Genomic DNA, 21,147 nt, shown 5'->3' on the forward strand with positions numbered 1-21,147 from the left:
GGAGCACCTGGCGCTATTACAGAATAAAAGAGCATTCCGCGTATATTATTATCGCGCCATGATTTGCGCCCGTTGATTAAATTAAAAGCAATATAATTATTTATCATAAAAAAGAATTACCTTTCATTGAGATAGCAAATTCTCCCAATCCCTTCCGGCGCATAACCAGACGGTAAATTGTCTGGTTATGCGCAAAATGGGATATTCGACACGCGAAGCGGCCAATATTCGTCTAAGGTTTTCAGGTGATTGATAACAGCGGCAACGCTGCTCAGCGAATACAGGAGATGAACCGATGATAAGACCTCGTACACTACGCCCTGCTCTTTTGCACCTGGCTTTGGGCGGCGCGTTACTCGGTGTGACAACATGGGGTTATGCGGAAGAACACCTCACCACCCAGACAAGCTCCCCCGATATTTTACTTGGTCCTCTCTTTAATGATGTGCAAAGTGCCAAACTGTTTCCCGATCAAAAGACCTTTGCTGACGCCGTGCCGAAAAGCGATCCGCTGATGATTCTGGCGGATTATCGGATGCAGCGCACCCAGTCTGGCTTCGATCTGAAGCACTTTGTGGAAATGAACTTTACGCTGCCAGCGGAAGGGGAAAAATACGTCCCGCCTGCCGGGCAAACTTTACGTGCACACATTGATGACCTCTGGCCCGTACTGACCCGCACCACCGATAAAGCGAGTAATAAGTGGGATTCCCTTCTGCCGCTGCCTAAACCCTATGTCGTGCCTGGCGGACGTTTTCGCGAGGTCTACTACTGGGACAGTTATTTCACCATGTTAGGGCTGGCTGAGAGTGGCCACTGGGACAAAATCAGCGATATGGTCGACAACTTCGCTTACGAGCTGGACAGCTGGGGACATATCCCGAACGGCAACCGCAGCTACTACCTGAGCCGCTCCCAGCCTCCGTTCTTCGCGCTGATGGTCGAGTTGCTGGCGACCCATGACAGCGATGCGCTGAAGAAATACCGTCCGCAAATGGAGAAAGAGTACGCCTACTGGATGGAGGGGGCCGACACGCTGCAGGCCGGACAAGCCAACAAACGTGTGGTGAAGCTGGACGATGGCTCAGTGCTCAACCGCTACTGGGATGACCGCGATACGCCGCGTCCTGAATCCTGGCTCGATGATATTACCACCGCTAAAAGCAATCCTAACCGACCGGCCACGGAGATCTACCGCGATTTACGCTCAGCGGCCGCCTCGGGGTGGGACTTTAGCTCCCGCTGGATGGACGATCCGCAAAAACTGGGCACGATCCGCACCACCAGCATTGTGCCTGTCGATCTTAACGCCCTGATGTTTAAGATGGAAAAACTGCTGGCCAGGGCAAGCCAGGCATCCGGCGATACCTCCGCTGCCAGCAAGTATGACGCGCTGGCGACCGCGCGTCAGAAAGCGATTGAGAGCCATCTGTGGAATGATAAAGAGGGCTGGTACGCGGATTACGATCTTAAGAGCAAAAAGGTGCGTAATCAGCTTACGGCAGCCGCACTTTATCCGCTCTATGTGAAGGCGGCTTCGCAGGATCGCGCTGATAAGGTCGCTGCAGCGGCATCGTCACACCTGCTCAAACCGGGCGGCATTTCCACCACCACCATCAACAGCGGCCAGCAGTGGGATGCACCTAACGGCTGGGCACCGCTGCAATGGGTGGCGACGGAGGGGTTGCAGAATTACGGGCAGGATAAGGTGGCAATGGATGTGACCTGGCGCTTCCTGAAAAATGTTCAGCATACCTATGACCGCGAACAGAAGCTGGTAGAGAAGTATGACGTTTCGAGTACCGGTACAGGGGGCGGCGGCGGCGAATATCCGCTGCAGGATGGCTTCGGCTGGAGCAACGGCGTGACGCTGAAAATGCTGGATCTGGTGTGTCCGAAAGAGAAACCGTGCGACAGCGTGCCGGAGAATCAGCCGGCGGCAAACGATGCTGTCGCGCCGGCGAAAAGTACGGCGCAATAAAGCGGCCGCATTCCCTCACCCTCTCCCACCAGGAGAGGGTGAATGGGCCGTCTTACGGGGTTTAACAGGGCGTCAGAAGCTGTAGCTCGCGCCTAACTGATAGGTTCGGTCACGTCCAATCCAGCAGTTGGTCGCATCGTAACAGGTCAACGTCTCTTTATTGGTGATGTTCTGCGCGCTCGCTTTCAGGGTCAGCCCTTCAAGCGAAGGCAGAATTTCGCCCATCCGATAGGATGCCGCCAGATCGTACTGCGTGGTGCCACCGAGTTTACCCGCGTCGTTCGCCGGTGAAATCTCCATCGGCCCGGTGTAGCGCGCCCCGGCCCCCAGCATCAATCCTTTCAGTGGCGTATTCTCAAAGGTGTAATCCCCCCACAGGTTGAATGCATTTTCCGGCACCTGCGTAGGGCGTTTGCCCTGATACTTATCGTCCTGCGTATTGATGGCGTGAGTGTATGCGTAGTTGGCAATCAGGTTCAGATTGTCTGTCGGACGGCCAATCACAGACAACTCCGCCCCTTTAGACTCCACTTCGCCGGTCTGACGATAGTTCAGGAAGCCGGGATCGGAGGTAACGACATTCTTCTGGCGAATAGTAAACACTGAGGCGGTAAAGGTGGTGGCGTACTCTGCCAGCATATATTTCACCCCGCCCTCCACCTGCTTGCTGGTGGTCGGCTTGACTTCTTTCGCCGTCAGGGTTCCCTGCGGCGAGACCGGGGCAAACCCTTCTGAATAGCTGATAAACGGAGAGAGACCGTTGTCGAAGGCGTAGAGCGCGCCCAGTCGTTTGGTAACGCGATCCTGCGATACCCACGCCTTGTCGCCGTTATGCAGATAATCGGTGGTGACGGAGCGATAATCATCATAGCGCAGGCTGCCCAACAGATTTAAGCCGCCAAACTCCACCTGATCCTGCAGGTAATACCCATTCTGCTGATAGCTCAGACGGTTTTTCTGCGCGGTATACAGCCCCAGCGCATCCTCATGGACCTGTGAATAGTCCGGATTGCGCATATCAATCCCCGGTGTTGTCGAGGCATAGCGGTAGTGGAAGTGGGAATTCAGCTTCTGGTAATCAAACCCGGCCAGCAGATGGTGTTTCCACTCACCCAGCGCAACGGTTTTGGTCACCTGATTATCAATGTTGAAGCTCCGGAGATCTTCATCCGTGGTGTAGGCAAAGCGGTTAAGCTGATTGACTTCACTGCCCGGCCCGGTTGCATAAATACTGCGCTGGTGGGTATCGATGTCAAAATAGCGTGCCTTCTGGTTAAAGCCCCAGCCGCTGTCAAACTCATGTTCAAAGCTGTAACCCAGCATCCACTGGCGCTGTTTAAACCCGCTCCATTCGTCGCCGGCATAATCTCGCTTGCCCGCATATTTCGAACGCAGCCAGGCGAGCGGCAGCGGGTTAGACGGTGTCAGGCTTGGGGAGTTTTGCGCCAGCGCATCAAGGGTGAGGCGCGTTTTGTTGTCCGGTTGCCAGGTGACAGACGGCGCAACCAGGTAGTTTTCATACCGGGAGGTGTGCGGCTGATCGTCACTCTCCGTCGCTTTCCCCAGCAGACGGTAGTTCCAGTCGCTATCGGCAATTTGCCCGGTCGAATCCAGATACCCCTCTTTCAGGTTACGGTTGCCGGTGTTAAAACCCAGTTCGGTCCGGGCGGCTTGTTGCGGTTTTTTACTCTGAATATTCACCAGCCCACCCGGCGAGGCTCCGCCGTACAGTACCGATGAGGGACCTTTGAGGATATCAACGCTCTCAACCAACAGCGGATCGATACGGGCTTTGGTATTGCCGGTGACGTTATAGGGTAACTGCAGCCCGTTGTAGAACTCCTGATCGACGGTAAATCCGCGAATTTTATATTCGCTCATGTAGGAGGTGTTTCCGCGCACCTCGGTCGACACACCCGGTGCATAGCGCAGGATCTCATTCACGGAGTTCGCGTGACGCTTATCGATTTCCTGTGCCGACAGGGTATTGATCACCTGCGGGGTTTTACTCTCGGCAACGGCTGATTTGGTTGCGCTGTTCGTCCAGCCGGGCAGTACGCTGCCCTGCTCTGAGCCCGTAACTACGATGGTTGATTCTTCGGCAAACGCCTGTACCTGCAATGCCAGCGTCACGGCTCCTGCCAACGCGCATAACGTGAAACGAGAGGGGTTCATAAAGTCGTCTTGTGATTAAATGTAATCAGGAACGACAATTATTATCATTTCGATTAGCAAATCAATATGCACGTAAAAAAACGGCCCTCCTTGAGAGCCGTTTTAGTGAAGTTATGCCCGTCGCAGTAACCTGAAAATGCCCAGCACCACAATGGCACCCACGACAGCCACCAGGAAACTGTGCAGGTCAAAACCGCTGATGCTGCCACCAAAGCCAAACATCGTCGCCAGCCAGCCGCCTACAACCGCCCCCACGACACCGAGCACACACGTCAGTATGAAGCCGCCGCCATCATTTCCCGGCATGATAAGTTTAGCGATAGCGCCAGCAATTAGACCAAAGATAATCCAGGCGATAATACCCATAGCGATGCCCTCTTGCAGGTTTAATGCATGCGCAGAAAACCTTCTGCGCAGGTAACTTAAGTATAGGTCATCCCTGGAAAACTAATTTCATCTCACCGACTTATCTTCTCTGCAATCTGAAAAAAAACTCATCGGTTTGTATTAAGTTTCATTGTGCAGTGCCGATAACGCAAAGACAGTCTGTCATCTATCAAGGAGCCATCCGGCGTGAGTAATTACAGTGAGCAGTTCCTCAAGCAAAATCCGCTGGCTGTATTAGGGGTATTGCGTGACCTGCAAAAAGGTGAAGTGCCGCTGCGCATCAGCTGGTCAAACAATCAGTTCATCAGCAAGATCCTCGACGTCTCGCAGGAGCGACTGGTTATCGATCTGGGCAGTCAGGAGTATGAAAACCGCGCCGCACTGAAAGCAGAGAAACTCGCGGTGATGGCAGAGACCCACGGTGCAAAAGTGGAATTTGTGCTCCCGCGCCTTGAGATGAGCGAATACCAGGGTCTTCCCGCATTTGTCACACCGCTGCCTGCCAATCTGTGGTTTGTACAGCGCCGGGAATATTTCCGCATCAGCGCTCCCCTTCACCCTGCCTATTTTTGTAAGGCTAAAATGCCGGACAAAAAAGAGCTCCGCTTCCGCCTCTTCGACCTGTCGCTGGGCGGTATGGGCGCGCTGATGGATACGCCGAAACCTGACGGACTGGTCGAAGGCATGCGATTCTCGCAAATTGAACTGGATATGGCCGGCTGGGGACGGTTTTATTTTGATGCCCAGTTGATTGCCATCAGCGAGCGTAAGGTGGTGGACAGCAAAAACGAAACGATTACCACGCCGCGTTTGAGTTTCCGCTTCCTGAACGTCGGACCCGGTTCAGAGCGCGAACTGCAGCGCATTATCTTTGCACTGGAGCGCGAAGCACGGGAACGTGCGAATAAAGTTCTGTGAGGAAAACGGGCAGCGTGACCGCCGCCCGCCTGCGGCATTACATGGCATCCATCGCTTTCTGTACTTTCCAGATGTAACGCGGAGCCTGTGGTGCCGGATGATTTTTAGCCACATGTTCAACGAATTCATCTTTGTCCATGCCGTTAATCTCTTCTATCGCCTCTTTACGGTCAGAGGAGAAGGTTCGCAACAGCGCCCCGGCCCCGTTGACGTAAGAGACCACCAGCGCGTATTGCATCACTTCCGGGTCGTCGATGCCCTTCAGTACGCCATGCTCCAGAATGCTGAGATAGGCTGTCCCCATGGAGATATTACGCTCCGGGTTCTTCAGCTCACTGGTCGACGGCTGACCGCTCCAGCCCATGTAGCGGTAGACCTCTTTACCTGCGGTAGACGCTTTGAGCTGCATCAGCCCCACTGCGTTTGATTTGCTGACAAGCGTGGGATTACCGCCGGATTCAACGGCAATGATCGCGGTGATAAGACGCGGACTGACGCCCCATGCCTTCCCGGCTTGCTCGCTGATCGGCATCCACTGCATGGCCCGTTTCACCGGCACTTCCGGGTTCCAGGGCGGATTTTGATAGTCATGTCTGGAACTACAGCCCGCAAGCAACACAATCAAAAAAGCAAACCATCTCAATTTCACGTCATCTATCCTTATAGCCGGTCATCGCAGTGCGCCGCCCCTTGAAGCGGGCAGCGTATAAGCGGCATGATATAGACAATTAGTTTCTCATTCAGCAAGGAATTGCCATGTCTCAGTTTCATCTTATCGCACCGTCGGGCTACTGCATCAATCAGGACGCGGCACAACGGGGCGTTCAGCGCTTACTGGGCTTCGGCCACCAGGTAGAAAATCAGACGATTATCCCTCGCCGCCAGCAGCGTTTTGCCGGAACCGAGGCCCAGAGACTGAATGATATCAACAGCCTGGTGAACCTGAAGGGTGAGGATCGGATCGTGCTTGCGGTGCGGGGGGGCTATGGCGCGAGCCGGTTACTGGAGAGCATTGACTGGCAAGGTCTGGCACAGCGTCAACAGAAGGACCCGCTGCTGATATGCGGCCACAGCGACTTCACGGTGATCCAGCTTGGGCTGCTGGCGCTGCATAACGTCATTACCTTCAGCGGCCCGATGCTGGCCGGAAATTTTGGTGCGCCGGCACTCGATGCGTTTACCCTTGAGCATTTCTGGCGCGCCCTGCGAAACCCAACCTACAGCATTACGTGGCAAGGCCAGGGGCCGCACTGGACCTGTGAAGGCCAACTCTGGGGTGGTAACCTGGCAATGCTGGTCTCGCTCATCGGTACGCCGTGGCTGCCGGACATCGAAGACGGCATTCTGGTGCTGGAAGATATTAACGAACATCCGTTCCGCGTCGAGCGCATGTTATTGCAGCTTTATCATGCCGGGATCCTTGAACGTCAGTCAGCAATCGTGCTGGGCAGTTTTAGCGGTGCGGCACCCAATGATTACGACGCCGGTTACTCCCTTGAAACGATGGTTGATTTCATCCGTTCCCGTCTCGATATCCCGGTTATCACTGGTCTGGATTTTGGTCATGAGCAACAAACCGTAACCCTTGCGCTGGGGGCACATGCGTCCCTGATACATGATGATTCAGGCAGTCGGTTAACAATAAGCGGTCATCCGGTCATAAAGGCATAAAAAAGCCGTTAAACCCCTTAATAAAACGCTGTTGCCGTGGTTAATATGTTAGGGTTTTAGTAACAGCGTTAACATTGAGGTGGGAGTAAGACAACATTGGATGCCGCAGCGATAATCAGCCTTTTCATTCTGGGTTCTGTGCTTGTAACCTGTAGTATATTATTAAGTTCATTTTCATCGCGTCTCGGCATACCTATTCTCGTTATTTTCCTTGCTATCGGCATGCTGGCTGGCATCGATGGCATCGGCGGTATTCCTTTCGATAACTACCCTTTCGCCTACATGGTGAGTAACCTCGCGCTGGCAGTGATCCTGCTGGACGGCGGGATGCGCACTCAGGCGAGCTCGTTCCGCGTCGCCTTAGGGCCGGCGCTGTCGCTCGCGACCGTAGGCGTATTAATCACATCCGGCCTGACCGGGATGATGGCCGCCTGGCTGTTCCATCTCAATATCATGGAAGGCTTGCTGATTGGCGCTATTGTCGGTTCAACCGATGCGGCGGCGGTCTTTTCCCTGCTTGGCGGTAAAGGGCTTAACGAACGTGTTGGCTCCACGCTTGAGATTGAATCCGGCAGTAACGATCCCATGGCGGTGTTTCTCACCATCACGCTGATTGAGATGATCCAGCAGCACGAAAGCGGGCTGAGCTGGATGTTTGCCTGGCATATCCTGCAGCAGTTTGGTCTGGGGATTATTCTTGGCCTCGGCGGCGGCTATCTGCTGCAGCAGATGATCAACCGGATTTCACTTCCCGCCGGGCTTTACCCTCTGCTGGCGCTGAGCGGCGGCATTCTGATTTTTGCCGTCACCACCGCGCTGGATGGCAGCGGCATTCTTGCCGTCTACCTCTGCGGCTTCCTGATGGGTAACCGCCCTATTCGCAACCGTCACGCCATTTTGCAGAACTTCGACGGACTGGCCTGGCTGGCGCAGATTGGCATGTTCCTGGTGCTTGGCCTGCTGGTTACCCCTTCAGACCTGCTGCCTATCGCCGTGCCGGCGCTGATGCTGTCGGCGTGGATGATCTTCTTCGCCCGTCCACTGTCGGTGTTTGCAGGCCTGCTGCCGTTTCGCGGCTTTAACCTGCGCGAGCGTATCTTTATCAGTTGGGTGGGTCTGCGCGGCGCGGTGCCGATTATCCTTGCCGTGTTCCCGATGATGGCGGGCCTGGATAACGCCCGACTGTTCTTCAACGTCGCATTCTTCGTTGTTTTGATTTCACTCCTGTTCCAGGGCACGTCACTCGGCTGGGCGGCGAAAAAGGCAAAAGTGGTGATCCCCCCCGTTGGCTGGCCCGTCTCCCGCGTCGGATTGGATATTCATCCGGAAAACCCGTGGGAACAGTTTGTGTATCAGCTTAGCGAAGACAAATGGTGCGTGGGCGCGTCGCTGCGCGATCTGCATATGCCCGCCGAAACGCGGATTGCCGCGTTGTTCCGCGACAATGTTCTGCTTCACCCTACCGGCAGCACCCGTCTGCGTGAAGGGGATATTTTGTGCGTGATTGGCCGCGAGCGCGACCTGCCCGCGCTGGGTAAATTGTTCAGCCAGTCGCCACCGGTGGCGCTGGATCAGCGTTTCTTCGGCGATTTTATTCTGGAAGCGAGCGCCAAATTTGCAGATGTTGCCTTGATTTACGGTCTGGATGAAGGGCTGGAGTATCGCGATAAGCAGCAAACGCTGGGGGAAATTATCCAGCAACTGCTTGGCGCAGCACCCGTTGTCGGTGACCAGGTCGAGTTTGCCGGGATGATCTGGACGGTGGCCGAGAAAGAAGATAACGCGGTACGCAAAGTCGGCGTAAGGCCGATGGAAGAAGAGTCAGAGTAGTTTAGGTTTCGTGTCTTACTGGCCGGGGAAGGCGTTATCGCCCCCCGGCACATCGCATAGTTACACCGTCACAACCGGTACGCGCGGCGCCAGAGCGCACATCAGCTCATAGCCAACGGTCCCTGCAGCAGCGGCCACATCGTCAATTTTAATTTCATTTCCCCACAGCTCAACCGGTGAACCAATCCCCGCCTGCGGGCACGGCGTGAGGTCTACCGCCAGCATATCCATTGAGACCGTCCCCACGGTACCCGTACGCACGCCATCCACCCACACCGGCGTGCCGGTCGGAGCGATGCGCGGGTAGCCGTCGGCATAGCCTCCCGCCACAATGCCAATTCGCTGTTCGCCTGTCGCCCGGTAACGGCTGCCGTAGCCCACCGTGGAACCGGCCTTCAGCGTTTGTACGCCGATGATTTCGCTGCGCAGGGTCATCACCGGTTTCAGGCCGCTGTTAGCAATATCCTGCCACTGCCCTGACGGTGACGCGCCGTACAGAATGATCCCCGGGCGTACCCAGCTGTAGTGCGCCTCCGGGTGCCACAGCGTGGCCGCCGAGTTAGAGAGCGAGCGCGAACACGCCAGACCTTCAGCCGCCTGCTCAATCCGCACCATCGCCTCGGCGATGCCATCGGGTTTTTCCGCGTCGGCAAAGTGCGCCATCAGCGTCATTTCGCCCACATTCCTGATGCCGCGCAGCTGTTGCCATACCGTATGTACCCGCTCGGGCTGGAAGCCCAGGCGGTTCATGCCGCTGTTCACCTTGAGATAAATGTCGAGCGGGGCATGCAGTCTGGCGTCCTGCAGGGCTTTAACCTGCCAGTTGCTGTGAATGCTGGTGGTCAGCCGGTACTTATCCAGCAACGGCAGATCGTCGGCATGGAAGAACCCTTCCAGCAATAAGATAGGGCCTTTCCAGCCGCGCTCGCGCAGCAGAATGGCCTCTTCCAGATTCAGTAACGCAAAACCGTCGGTCGCGCTGAGCGCGCTCCAGATGCGGTCAATACCGTGGCCGTAGGCGTTCGCTTTCACCACCGACCAGACGCGTGAACCTGGCGCAGCACGGCGAACAATCTGCAGGTTATCCTTCAGGGCCTGCAAGTCCAGCTGAGCCAGAACAGGACGGGACATGACAACTCCTTAGTTATGCGCGCCGTGCAGGTGCTGTGGACGCGAGGGGGTGAACCCAGATTGATAGCGCGCGGCACTTAAATCGTCAAACGGAATTGCCGGGGTGCGCCCGGAAATCAAGTCGCTCAACAGCTGACCTGAGCCACAGGCCATTGTCCAGCCGAGGGTGCCGTGTCCGGTATTCGTCCACAGGTTTTTGAACGGGGTGCGGCCCACAATCGGCGTGCCGTCTGGCGTCATTGGACGCAGACCGGTCCAGAACGTGGCCTGCTCGACAAAACCGCCGCGCGGGAAGAGATCGCCCACGACCATCTCCAGCGTTTCACGACGCGGCTGCAGCAGCTCGGTGTTGAAGCCGACAATCTCCGCCATGCCGCCTACGCGGATACGGTTATCGAAGCGGGTAATGGCGATTTTATAGGTTTCATCCAGAATGGTGGAGACGGGGGCGCCGCTGTCCTCTTTCACCGGGATGGTCAGGGAGTACCCCTTCAGCGGATAGACCGGAATGTCCAGAATGCCCTTCAGCATGGCGGTGGAGTAAGAGCCAAAGGCCATGACGTAGGCATCCGCTTTGATCACCTCTTCGCCGCACTTCACGCCGTAAATATTACCGCCTTCCGACAGCAATTTATCGACGGGCGTGTTAAAGCGGAATGTTACCCCTGCCTGCTCGCACATCTGCGCCAGACGCTGGGTAAAGAGCTGACAGTCGCCGGTTTCATCGTTGGGTAAACGCAGGCCGCCCGTCAGTTTGTGGGACACCTCCGCCAGCGCCGGTTCAACCTGTCCCAGCTGACTGGCCTCGAGGAGTTGATACGGAACACCGGCATCTTCCAGCACGGCGATATCGCGGGTGGCGTTTTCGTACTGTTGCGCCGTGCGGAACAGCTGCAGCGTACCGCCCTGACGGCCTTCGTACTCAATGCCGGTGGTGGCGCGCAAGGTTTTCAGGCAGTCACGGCTGTATTCCGCCAGACGCACCATACGCCCTTTGTTTTCCATGTAATGGCGGGTGTCGCAGTTGCGCAGCATCTGCCACATCCACTTAAGCTGGAACTGCGTGCCGTCGAGGCTAATGGCCAGCGGCGCATGGCGCTGGAACATCCATTTAATCGCCTTCAGTGGCACGCCGGGAGCCGCCCACGGTGCCGCATAGCCCGGAGAGATTTGCCCGGCATTCGCCGCGCTGGTTTCCAGCGCAGGGCCTGGCTCACGATCGATAACGGTTACGTCATGCCCCGCCTGACTTAAATACCAGGCGCTGGTTACGCCAACCACACCACTTCCCAGTATGACAACACGCATAGCCACTCCATAATGTGCAAAAGAACAATCTTCTAATTACAGATTGATAACCTAGTTGAAAATATTATTCAACATACGACTTTTTTATGGTGACTTATCTCACATCTTCCCCTACTGGCGGGGAAAGGACTTATTTGGGATCTCCTGCTGCGCGTTATTTTTAACCAGCATAAAACTCTGCATGAACCGCTTTTTTTACCGTATTGAAAACGGGAAATCGTAAAGAAAAAATTTCTGCTCCAGCACGCTTTTTAACACGTTGATCTATGCTTGAAAGGAGGCTCTCCAGACAGAGAGAGCACCCACAACGAGGGCGCGCTAATGGCTACTATTGATTCCCTGAACAAGGACAACACACGTCTCAGCGATGGACCCGACTGGACCTTTGAGTTGCTGGATGTCTACCTCGCTGAAATCGACCGGGTAGCAAAACTCTATCGCCTGGATACCTATCCTCACCAGATTGAAGTCATAACCTCCGAACAGATGATGGATGCCTATTCCAGCGTCGGGATGCCGATCAATTATCCGCACTGGTCGTTTGGTAAGAAATTTATTGAAACGGAACGGCTGTATAAACACGGCCAGCAGGGGCTGGCGTATGAAATCGTCATCAACTCCAACCCGTGTATCGCTTACCTGATGGAAGAGAACACCATTACCATGCAGGCGCTGGTGATGGCGCATGCCTGCTACGGGCACAACTCTTTCTTCAAGAATAACTATCTTTTCCGCAGCTGGACGGACGCCAGCTCGATCGTCGATTATCTGATCTTCGCCCGTAAATACATTACCGACTGCGAAGAGCGCTACGGCGTCGATGAAGTGGAGAAACTGCTCGACTCCTGCCATGCGCTGATGAACTACGGCGTAGACCGCTACAAACGGCCGCAGAAAATTTCCCTGCAGGAGGAGAAAGCCCGGCAGAAAAGCCGCGAGGAGTATCTGCAAAGCCAGGTGAATATGCTGTGGCGCACCTTGCCTAAGCGTGAAGAAGAGAAAGCTGTCGCTGAGGCGCGCCGCTACCCGTCTGAGCCACAGGAAAACCTGCTCTACTTTATGGAGAAGAATGCGCCGCTGCTGGAGTCATGGCAGCGTGAGATCCTGCGCATTGTGCGTAAGGTCAGCCAGTACTTCTATCCGCAAAAACAGACGCAGGTGATGAACGAAGGCTGGGCGACATTCTGGCATTACACCATCCTCAACCATCTGTATGACGAGGGGAAAGTCACCGAACGGTTTATGATGGAATTCCTCCACAGCCATACCAACGTGGTGTTCCAGCCGCCTTACAACAGCCCGTGGTACAGCGGCATCAACCCGTATGCTCTCGGCTTTGCGATGTTCCAGGACATCAAACGTATCTGTCAGTCGCCAACGGAAGAGGACAAATACTGGTTCCCGGATATTGCCGGTTCGGACTGGCTGGAAACGCTGCATTTTGCGATGCGCGATTTCAAGGATGAGAGCTTTATTAGCCAGTTTATGTCGCCGAAGATCATGCGCGATTTCCGCTTCTTCACCGTGCTGGATGATGACCGTAACAACTTCCTGGAAATTTCAGCGATTCATAATGAAGAGGGATACCGGGAGATCCGCTCTCGCCTCTCTTCCCAGTACAACCTGAGCAATCTTGAACCCAATATTCAGGTATGGAACGTGGATCTCCGCGGTGACCGCTCTCTGACGCTGCGCTACATCCCGCACAACCGTGCCCCGCTGGATAAAGGGCGCAAAGAGGTGCTGAAGCATGTGCATCGCCTGTGGGGCTTTGACGTGTTGCTGGAGCAGCAGAATGAAGACGGTAGCGTGGAGCTGCTGGAGCGCTGCCCGACGCGGATGAATACGCTGTAGTGCCTGCCTGAACCGAAACGCCCGCGTCAGGGCGAAAAAAAACCTCTCAGCTGAGAGGTTTTTTCTTTTAGCGGGTCTGGATGGCCAGGTCACCCGGCAGCGTTTTTTGCATCCGGTGCCAGATTTCACCGGAGTCGCGGCCGTAGCGGCGCACGGTTTCATACACCTGATCGTGCTGACCGGTGGAGCAGAGCTCGCTCAGCTTGTGGTAAAAGCCCAGCGCCAGACTGCGGGCTTCCGGATTGGCAAAGTAGTGACGACCGATACGGGTATAGAGCCCTTTCATGCCGTTAAGGATGAGGCCGTAAATCGGGTTACCGGAGGCAAACGCCAGGCCGCGGAAGATGTTGTAATCAAGGGTAGCAAACGCATCCGCATGATCTTCCACCTGGTTGGCACTGGCCAGAACCTGGAGCGCATCTTCCGGGTGCTGACGGAAAGCCGTACGAATAAAGATGGTGGCGATATTGGTACGCACGGAGAGCAGATTATCAATCAGCTGCGGCACGCTTTCATGATCGAGGCGCGCCAGCGTTTCAAGAATATTCAGCCCGGAGGTTTCCCAGAAATTGTTTACTTTTGTTGGCTTGCCATGCTGAATCGTCAACCACCCATCACGCGCCAGTCGCTGGAGCACTTCCCGAAGCGTGGTGCGAGTGACGCCAATCAGTTCAGAGAGTTCGCGTTCAGCCGGAAGAATGGACCCTGCAGGGAAACGATTATTCCAGATGCTTTCAATGATGTACTCTTCCGCGAAACCCGCTGGGCTCTGCGCCTTAATGACCATAGTGAGATTTCCATTATACAGCTTTAGCAAATTGCACTCATCATACCAGAGGCTCGCAGAGGCAGATAGCGCAGCAGTGAGAGAAAAGAGGGATCGCCGTTTCATTTTTATGAAATTTACATTGCAGCCGAATCCCCCTCCAGGCCGTGATTTTTGCGTATACTGATGTTTTGTTTTACTTCACGGGGAAGAACGTCTGTCGTGGAAATTTCTTTTGGGCGCGCGTTGTGGCGCAATTTTTTAGGCCAGTCTCCCGACTGGTACAAGCTGATACTTCTGGTGTTCCTGGTTGTTAATCCTCTCATCTTTATTGTGCACCCGTTTATTGCCGGGTGGCTGCTGGTCGCGGAGTTTATCTTCACCCTGGCCATGGCGCTGAAGTGCTATCCCCTGCTGCCTGGCGGTTTGCTGGCCATTGAAGCGGTTGTCATTGGGATGACCAGCGCCGAGCATGTAAAAGCAGAACTGGCCTCAAACCTTGAAGTGATTCTGCTGCTGATGTTTATGGTGGCCGGCATCTACTTTATGAAACAGCTGCTGCTGTTTATTTTTACCCGCCTGCTGCTGAGCATTCCTTCAAAAACGCTTTTGTCGCTGGCTTTCTGCGTGGCTGCGGCATTTCTTTCAGCCTTCCTGGATGCGCTGACGGTGGTCGCCGTGGTGATAAGCGTCGCGGTCGGGTTTTATGGTATTTATCACCGGGTGGCCTCTTCACGTCCCGGCGATGACCTGCTTGATGACAGCCAGGTGGATAATGACCACCGCGAGGTACTGGAACAGTTCCGCGCCTTCCTGCGCAGCCTGATGATGCATGCCGGCGTCGGGACCGCCCTGGGCGGCGTGATGACGATGGTGGGTGAACCGCAAAACCTGATCATTGCTAAAGCTGCGGGCTGGCATTTCGGTGATTTCTTCCTGCGAATGGCACCGGTGAGCATACCGGTTCTGGTGTGCGGTCTGGCGACCTGTGTAGTGGTGGAGAAATTCAGCCTCTTTGGCTATGGTGCGCATATTCCGGCGCCCGTGCGTCAGGAGCTGCAGAAATTCGACCAGCAAAGCCGTAGCCAGCGGACACGGCAGGAGACACTGCGTCTTATTGCACAGGGCGTCATTGGCGTCTGGCTTATCGCCGCGCTGGCGTTTCATCTTGCCGAAGTCGGTTTAATTGGCCTGTCGGTGATTATTCTCGCCACCAGTTTTACCGGCGTGACGGATGAGCATGCGATTGGCAAAGCCTTTACGGAAGCCCTGCCCTTTACCGCCCTGCTGGCCGTCTTTTTTGCGGTCGTCGCGGTGATCATCGACCAGAAACTTTTCGCGCCGATCATTACCTTTGTCTTGCAGGCGGCACCGGATGCTCAGTTTTCGCTGTTTTATCTGTTTAACGGGCTGCTGTCGTCTATCTCGGATAACGTGTTTGTTGGCACGGTCTACATCAACGAGGCCAAAACGGCCATAGAGCAAGGCGTCATCAGCGCCGGACAGTTCGAACTGCTGGCGGTGGCAATTAACACCGGGACCAACCTGCCGTCGGTGGCGACGCCCAACGGTCAGGCGGCGTTCCTGTTCCTGCTGACCTCTGCGCTGGCTCCACTCATACGTCTTTCTTATGGGCGAATGGTCTGGATGGCGCTTCCCTATACGCTGGTGCTCACGCTTGTAGGATTGCTTTGCGTCAAAATTACCCTTATTCCCTGTACGCAATGGTTGATACAAGCGGGTATACTTGCCGCGCAGTAAACCTGATATATCGGGCAGCTTGCTGCCCGTTTACCTTTTCGCACGATAAACATCCAATTACGTTTTATTTCGTCAGGTACAGGTGGCGCGAAAAACGAATTCGTTTACACTGCGCTTTCTAAGCATGTTCCAGGGAAATGATTATGTTGAGATTTTTAAACCAGTGCTCTCGCGGTCGCGGAGCGTGGTTGTTAATGGCCCTGACCGCCTTTGCGCTGGAAATGGTCGCGCTGTGGTTCCAGCATGTGATGGGACTTCAGCCTTGCGTACTCTGTATTTACGAACGCTGTGCATTGTTCGGCATTATGGGTGCGGGTCTGGTGGGTGCGATTGCCCCTAAATCGCCGTTACGCTATGCCGCAATTGCCATCTGGCTGTACAGCGCCTGGAAAGGTATTGAGCTCTCCTGGCAGCACACCATGATGCAACTGCATCCGTCACCTTTTATGACCTGTGATTTCGCCGCCCGCTTCCCGAGCTGGCTGCCGCTTGATAAATGGCTGCCGCAGGTGTTTGTTGCTTCCGGTGACTGCTCTGTGCGCCAGTGGGAATTCCTGAGCCTTGAGATGCCGCAGTGGCTGGTGGGGATTTTTGTGGCCTACTTCATTGTGGCGCTACTGGTGCTCATCGCACAGCCGTTCAAACCCAAGAAACGCGACCTGTTTGGCAGGTAAAAAAAACCCGCTTCGGCGGGTTTTTTCTTATCCACGGTTGGGATGATTCATGATGTGATCTTCCCAGTCCTGCACCTCTGACTCTTTCACCGCAATATGACGCACAGAGATGCGTTCACCGTGCATCGCCGCTTTGGAGCCCGTCAGCAGCGGGTGCCATTTTGGCAGGTCTTTGCCTTCCGCCAGCAGACGATAGGCGCAGGTATGCGGCAGCCATTCGAAGGTGGGCAGGTTCTCACGGGTAAGCTTGATGCAATCCGGCTCGTACTCGAAGCGACGCTCATAGTTGCGACACTGGCAGGTTTTGATGTTCAGCTGCTTGCAGGCAACGTTGGTGAAATAGATTTCGTCCGAATCTTCATCCATCAGTTTATGCAGGCAGCACTGCCCGCAACCGTCACACAACGATTCCCACTCCACGTCTGTCATTTGGTCGAGAGTTTTGCTTTGCCAGAAAGGAATGTTGTTCATCAGGATGTCCACACGTCAAAAGAGAGCGCACCTTATAACGAGTCTGGCACGTTGTTGCAAGTTTTGCCGCCCTCTTCAGGCGGCAAGATGCTTTTACAGCACGCGAGTTTTCAGTGACAGGCCGTTAAAACTGACGTCCAGTTCGTCACCGGCCTGCAGCGGGCCGACACCTTCTGGCGTACCGGTGAGGATCACATCGCCCGGTTTCAGGGTAAAGAAGCGGCTCATGTAGGCAATCAGCGGCACAATTTTATGGATCATATCTGCCGTGGTGCCCTGCTGGCGGATCTCGCCGTTAACCTTCAGGCTGAGCGGGGTGTTCTGCGGATCGTCGGTAAATTCACTTACCGGAATAAAACCGGAGATCGGGCAAGCGTTATCAAACCCTTTGGCCTTTTCCCACGGCTGCCCCGCTTTCTTCATTTTGCCCTGAACATCACGCAGGGTCAGGTCGAGCGCGACACCGTATCCGGCAATCGCCTTTTGCACATGCTCTTCGGAGGCCTGACGCAGCGTCGCGCCAATCAGCACGGCCAGTTCCACTTCATGATGCACCGACCCCAACCCCTGCGGCAGCGCCAGCGGCTGGCGAATGTCGCACAGCGCGGTTTCTGGCTTGATGAACAGGACCGGCTCGTCTGGCGTCGCGCTGCCCATCTCCTGAATATGTTTGGCATAGTTACTGCCTACGCAGACCACTTTGCTGACGGGATAATCCAGTAATGCACCTTGCCAGTTATGATGTTGATACATGTACGACCCCTAAACGGTTGATGTGTTAACCCCGAAAACAGCCGGGACTATTTTTTCCCGTTCACCTCAAGATGCTGTTTTAATAAATTCTCGGGTGGTGGCGGGAGTTGTAAATAATAGCCTTGCTCCGCTAATGCGGTTTTCACTTTTTCCAGATCGGCGTTGACCAGTTTCTTACGGCCATCCAGCGGCAGCAGCATCGCCAGCTGAGGTCGGCCAAAGTTCTTCATTAATTCTTCAGGTACGCGCGAAAAATCGTCTTTCTTTTCGACATAAAGATAGGTCTGGTCACGACTTGTACTTCTGTAGATCACACAAAACATGTTTTTACTCTGAATTAATGGGTGGTTGCTTGCCTCAATATACTCCTGACTATAACATGCCTGATACTCTTCGGAATATCGCAACGGCGGTGTTGCGGTTAATAGCAAATTGAGTAAGGCCAGGATGTCAAACACGCCAATCGAGCTTAAAGGCAGTAGCTTCACCTTATCAGTGGTACATTTGCATGATGCAAAACCCGAGGTTATTCGTCAGGCGTTAGAAGACAAAATTGCGCAGGCTCCCGCTTTTCTGAAACATGCCCCCGTCGTCGTGAATGTCAGTGGTCTGGATGCACCGGTTAACTGGAAACTTCTCCAGCAAGCCGTGGCCGCGACCGGGCTGCGTATCGTCGGTATCAGCGGCTGCAAAGATGCTGAGCTGAAAGCAGAAATTGACCGTGCGGGTCTGCCCATTCTGACCGAAGGCAAAGAAAAAGCCGCGCGTCCTGCCCCTGCGGCAGTCCAAACGCCTCCTCCTCCGGTGCAAAACGTTACACCTGTCACAAAAACGCGATTGATTGATGTGCCGGTTCGTTCCGGTCAGCGCATTTATGCACCAAACTGTGATCTGATTGTTACAAGCCACGTCAGCGCTGGCGCAGAGCTGATTGCAGATGGCAATATTCACGTATACGGTATGATGCGTGGGCGTGCGCTCGCGGGTGCAAGTGGTGACAGGGATGCGCAAATATTTTGTACTCATCTGACGGCGGAACTGGTGTCCATCGCAGGTGAATATTGGCTGAGCGACAAGATCCCAGCCGAATTTTATGGCAAAGCGGCTCGTCTGCGACTGGCAGACGACGCGTTGACCGTTCAACCGTTGAATTGATCCCTTTTTAACAAGGAATTTCTATGGCACGCATTATTGTTGTTACTTCGGGTAAAGGAGGCGTTGGCAAGACCACCTCCAGCGCGGCCATCGCTACTGGTTTGGCCCAGAAGGGAAAGAAAACCGTCGTTATCGATTTCGATATCGGTCTGCGTAACCTCGACCTGATCATGGGATGTGAACGTCGCGTGGTCTATGACTTCGTGAACGTCATTCAGGGCGACGCCACACTGAACCAGGCGCTGATTAAAGACAAGCGCACCGAAAACCTCTACATCCTTCCGGCTTCTCAGACGCGTGATAAAGACGCCCTGACCCGTGAAGGCGTGGAAAAGGTGCTCGACGAGCTGAAAAAAATGGAGTTCGACTTCGTTGTCTGTGACTCCCCTGCCGGCATCGAAACGGGCGCCCTGATGGCACTCTACTTCGCTGATGAAGCCATCATCACCACCAACCCTGAAGTCTCATCCGTGCGTGACTCGGACCGTATTCTGGGGATCCTCGCCTCCAAATCGCGTCGTGCGGAAAATGGCGAAGAACCCATTAAAGAGCACCTGCTGCTGACCCGCTATAACCCGGGTCGCGTGAACAAAGGTGACATGCTTAGCATGGAAGACGTGCTGGAGATCCTGCGCATCAAACTGGTCGGCGTGATCCCGGAAGATCAATCCGTATTGCGCGCCTCTAACCAGGGCGAGCCAGTGATCCTGGATACAATGGCAGATGCAGGTAAAGCGTACGCGGATACCGTTGACCGTCTGCTGGGAGAAGAACGTCCTTTCCGCTTCATTGAAGAAGAGAAGAAAGGTTTCCTCAAACGCCTGTTCGGAGGATAAGTTATGGCATTACTGGACTTTTTTCTCTCGCGGAAAAAGAACACCGCCAACATCGCAAAAGAACGACTGCAAATCATCGTTGCGGAGCGTCGTCGTAGTGACGCCGAGCCACACTACCTGCCGCAGCTGCGTAAGGACATCCTGGAAGTGATCTGTAAGTATGTGCAGATTGACCCGGAGATGGTCACGGTGCAGCTGGAGCAAAAAGACGGGGATATTTCGATTCTGGAGCTGAACGTTACGCTCCCGGAAGCCGAAGAGTCACGTCCGTAGTTCGGGATTGTGTATCCCCGGTAAGCGTATGCCGCCGGGGAAATGTGCCGGGCATGTCAGCATGACCCGGCATTTTCATTATCGCGGATAACCTTCCAGCACAGTATTCAGGCGATCGGCCATCAATTCCCCGCGCCAGCCCGCCATCATTTCCGGCAAACCATTCTGAGGTTTCAGCTTCCAGTGCCAGTTCAGCAGCTGGTTAATCTGACGGCGTGACGCCAGCAGTTCCGCGCCCAGTTTGCTTTGCGTCGCGACGTCCTGCACCAGCGCTTTGATATCCTTGAACGCCTTGCGATAGCCCGGCATATCCATCAGATTCAGCAGTGGCTCCGGCAGTGCTTCGTCCGGCATTTCCTGCGCTTTTGCCACCAGCGCAAGCAGGGTTTTACCGTGGAAACGGATCTCGCTGCCGGAAAGCCCGATGCTGTCCAGTTCGCCCATGCTGCCCGGCATATACCGCGCGACCGCCCAGAGGTGTTCTTCGCGTACCACAAAGTTAACGGCCAGATCGCGCTCGCGTGCTTTACGCAAACGCCACTCCGCTAACAGCTGCAGACACGCCAGCTGACGCGTACGCAGCTGCCAGGCGTTACTGATATCGCGCCAGGCCTGTTTCGGATCAACCACTTCCTGACGACGCTGCTGCGTCATTCGGCACTCATCCAGCGCGGCGGGCAACCAGCCTGACGCTTCCGCCTCTTTCATCAGCTGGCCGGCAATCGGCAGGAGGTAAAACACGTCTGCCGCCGCGTATTCCAGTTGACGCTCGGTTAATGGGCGTGCCAGCCAGTCGGTGCGGGATTCGCTTTTATCCAGCGTCAGGCCCGTATACTCCTCAACCATGGCGGCAAAGCCCCATGAGAGCGGTCGATTACTGAAGGCCGCGAGGATCTGCGTATCAATCAACGGTTGTGGCATGACGCCAAAAGTATTCAAAAAGACTTCCAGATCTTCACTGCCTGCGTGCAGGTATTTCGTTACCGCAGTATCGAGCAGCAGGTCACGCATCGGCGTCCAGTCGGTAATGCCGAGCGGGTCGATCAGCGACACGTGTTTACCGTCGTACATCTGAATCAACCCCAGCTGCGGATAGTAGGTCCGGGTGCGGACAAACTCGGTATCCAGGGCAATGGCAGGAAAGTCGCGCGTCACTTCGCACAGCGAAGCCAGCTCGTCGTTGGTCGTGATCATCTGGTAATT

20 protein-coding genes are annotated in these 21,147 nt (G+C 54.9%); 10 read left to right on the forward strand and 10 right to left on the reverse strand.

Going from position 1 to position 21,147, the window contains the following annotated elements; all coding sequences use genetic code 11:
- Window positions 1–295 precede the first annotated feature (295 nt).
- Window positions 296–1,981 carry an alpha,alpha-trehalase gene (locus ACN9MQ_RS13290; RefSeq protein WP_426262638.1) on the forward strand — a complete coding sequence of 562 codons (1,686 nt, stop codon included), beginning with the start codon at window positions 296–298 and terminating at the stop codon, window positions 1,979–1,981.
- 72 nt (window positions 1,982–2,053) lie between these two features.
- Here the strand turns inward: ACN9MQ_RS13290 and ACN9MQ_RS13295 are convergent, their stop codons facing one another.
- Together ACN9MQ_RS13295 and ACN9MQ_RS13300 are read right to left on the reverse strand one after the other, a co-directional pair.
- The gene (locus tag ACN9MQ_RS13295) at window positions 2,054–4,156 is read right to left on the reverse strand and encodes a TonB-dependent siderophore receptor (RefSeq protein ID WP_426020979.1); all 2,103 of its coding nucleotides are present in this window, start codon (window positions 4,154–4,156) and stop codon (window positions 2,054–2,056) included.
- 111 nt (window positions 4,157–4,267) lie between these two features.
- A complete protein-coding gene (locus tag ACN9MQ_RS13300) occupies window positions 4,268–4,522 on the reverse strand; it encodes a GlsB/YeaQ/YmgE family stress response membrane protein (protein WP_010432765.1) in 255 nt (84 codons plus the stop codon).
- Between the two features lie 207 nt (window positions 4,523–4,729).
- On the opposite strand from ACN9MQ_RS13300, the gene ycgR reads away from it, so the two are divergent.
- The gene (ycgR, locus tag ACN9MQ_RS13305) at window positions 4,730–5,461 is read left to right on the forward strand and encodes a flagellar brake protein YcgR (RefSeq protein ID WP_020883443.1); all 732 of its coding nucleotides are present in this window, start codon (window positions 4,730–4,732) and stop codon (window positions 5,459–5,461) included.
- 37 nt (window positions 5,462–5,498) lie between these two features.
- Here ycgR and emtA read toward each other — a convergent pair whose 3' ends face one another.
- Window positions 5,499–6,110, reverse strand: a complete 612-nt coding sequence (emtA, locus tag ACN9MQ_RS13310) for a membrane-bound lytic murein transglycosylase EmtA (protein ID WP_014170571.1) — start codon at window positions 6,108–6,110, stop codon at window positions 5,499–5,501.
- Window positions 6,111–6,217: 107 nt separating this feature from the next.
- On the opposite strand from emtA, the gene ldcA reads away from it, so the two are divergent.
- Both ldcA and ACN9MQ_RS13320 read left to right on the forward strand, forming a co-directional pair.
- Window positions 6,218–7,132 (forward strand): muramoyltetrapeptide carboxypeptidase, encoded by a 915-nt coding sequence (ldcA, locus tag ACN9MQ_RS13315; RefSeq protein WP_138614230.1) that lies wholly within the window; start codon window positions 6,218–6,220, stop codon window positions 7,130–7,132.
- A 96-nt stretch (window positions 7,133–7,228) separates the two neighbouring features.
- Window positions 7,229–8,962, forward strand: a complete 1,734-nt coding sequence (locus ACN9MQ_RS13320) for a potassium/proton antiporter (protein WP_014170573.1) — start codon at window positions 7,229–7,231, stop codon at window positions 8,960–8,962.
- Between the two features lie 60 nt (window positions 8,963–9,022).
- Here ACN9MQ_RS13320 and dadX read toward each other — a convergent pair whose 3' ends face one another.
- Window positions 9,023–10,093 carry a catabolic alanine racemase DadX gene (gene dadX, locus ACN9MQ_RS13325; RefSeq protein WP_040017760.1) on the reverse strand — a complete coding sequence of 357 codons (1,071 nt, stop codon included), beginning with the start codon at window positions 10,091–10,093 and terminating at the stop codon, window positions 9,023–9,025.
- Window positions 10,094–10,102: 9 nt separating this feature from the next.
- Entirely contained in the window at window positions 10,103–11,401 is a 1,299-nt protein-coding gene (locus ACN9MQ_RS13330; protein WP_020883441.1) for a D-amino acid dehydrogenase, read from the reverse strand.
- Between the two features lie 321 nt (window positions 11,402–11,722).
- Here ACN9MQ_RS13330 and ACN9MQ_RS13335 point away from each other — a divergent pair, with 321 nt between their 5' ends.
- A complete protein-coding gene (locus ACN9MQ_RS13335; protein ID WP_020883440.1) occupies window positions 11,723–13,255 on the forward strand; it encodes a SpoVR family protein in 1,533 nt (510 codons plus the stop codon).
- Window positions 13,256–13,322: 67 nt separating this feature from the next.
- Here the strand turns inward: ACN9MQ_RS13335 and fadR are convergent, their stop codons facing one another.
- Window positions 13,323–14,042, reverse strand: coding sequence for a fatty acid metabolism transcriptional regulator FadR (fadR, locus tag ACN9MQ_RS13340; protein ID WP_025203875.1), 720 nt, complete (start codon window positions 14,040–14,042; stop codon window positions 13,323–13,325).
- A 201-nt stretch (window positions 14,043–14,243) separates the two neighbouring features.
- On the opposite strand from fadR, the gene nhaB reads away from it, so the two are divergent.
- Window positions 14,244–15,782: a sodium/proton antiporter NhaB gene (gene nhaB, locus ACN9MQ_RS13345; protein WP_426262639.1), complete on the forward strand. Its 1,539-nt coding sequence runs from the start codon at window positions 14,244–14,246 to the stop codon at window positions 15,780–15,782.
- Window positions 15,783–15,925: 143 nt separating this feature from the next.
- On the forward strand, window positions 15,926–16,456 hold the full coding sequence (gene dsbB / locus ACN9MQ_RS13350) for a disulfide bond formation protein DsbB (protein WP_020883437.1): 531 nt from the start codon (window positions 15,926–15,928) through the stop codon (window positions 16,454–16,456).
- Window positions 16,457–16,483: 27 nt separating this feature from the next.
- On the opposite strand, the gene ACN9MQ_RS13355 is transcribed toward dsbB, so the two are convergent.
- The 3 genes from ACN9MQ_RS13355 to ACN9MQ_RS13365 all read right to left on the reverse strand — a co-directional run bounded on the left by ACN9MQ_RS13355 (window position 16,484) and on the right by ACN9MQ_RS13365 (window position 18,003).
- Window positions 16,484–16,927, reverse strand: a complete 444-nt coding sequence (locus tag ACN9MQ_RS13355) for a YcgN family cysteine cluster protein (RefSeq protein WP_020883436.1) — start codon at window positions 16,925–16,927, stop codon at window positions 16,484–16,486.
- A 93-nt stretch (window positions 16,928–17,020) separates the two neighbouring features.
- Complete coding sequence (locus ACN9MQ_RS13360; protein WP_020883435.1) at window positions 17,021–17,680, reverse strand: fumarylacetoacetate hydrolase family protein; 660 nt, start codon at window positions 17,678–17,680, stop codon at window positions 17,021–17,023.
- A 47-nt stretch (window positions 17,681–17,727) separates the two neighbouring features.
- Entirely contained in the window at window positions 17,728–18,003 is a 276-nt protein-coding gene (locus ACN9MQ_RS13365; RefSeq protein ID WP_020883434.1) for a YcgL domain-containing protein, read from the reverse strand.
- A gap of 124 nt (window positions 18,004–18,127) precedes the next feature.
- Here ACN9MQ_RS13365 and minC point away from each other — a divergent pair, with 124 nt between their 5' ends.
- From minC to minE, 3 genes are read left to right on the forward strand one after another with little or no spacing between them, the layout of a single operon-like run.
- Window positions 18,128–18,835, forward strand: coding sequence for a septum site-determining protein MinC (gene minC, locus ACN9MQ_RS13370; RefSeq protein ID WP_020883433.1), 708 nt, complete (start codon window positions 18,128–18,130; stop codon window positions 18,833–18,835).
- Between the two features lie 23 nt (window positions 18,836–18,858).
- Window positions 18,859–19,671 carry a septum site-determining protein MinD gene (gene minD, locus ACN9MQ_RS13375; RefSeq protein WP_014170584.1) on the forward strand — a complete coding sequence of 271 codons (813 nt, stop codon included), beginning with the start codon at window positions 18,859–18,861 and terminating at the stop codon, window positions 19,669–19,671.
- A gap of 3 nt (window positions 19,672–19,674) precedes the next feature.
- On the forward strand, window positions 19,675–19,944 hold the full coding sequence (gene minE, locus ACN9MQ_RS13380) for a cell division topological specificity factor MinE (RefSeq protein WP_008500504.1): 270 nt from the start codon (window positions 19,675–19,677) through the stop codon (window positions 19,942–19,944).
- A gap of 78 nt (window positions 19,945–20,022) precedes the next feature.
- Here minE and rnd read toward each other — a convergent pair whose 3' ends face one another.
- On the reverse strand, window positions 20,023–21,138 hold the full coding sequence (rnd, locus tag ACN9MQ_RS13385; protein ID WP_426021113.1) for a ribonuclease D: 1,116 nt from the start codon (window positions 21,136–21,138) through the stop codon (window positions 20,023–20,025).
- Window positions 21,139–21,147 lie beyond the last annotated feature (9 nt).

The organism is Enterobacter sp. R-25, from assembly GCF_049913205.1.
Classification (GTDB): Bacteria; Pseudomonadota; Gammaproteobacteria; order Enterobacterales; family Enterobacteriaceae; genus Enterobacter; species Enterobacter ludwigii.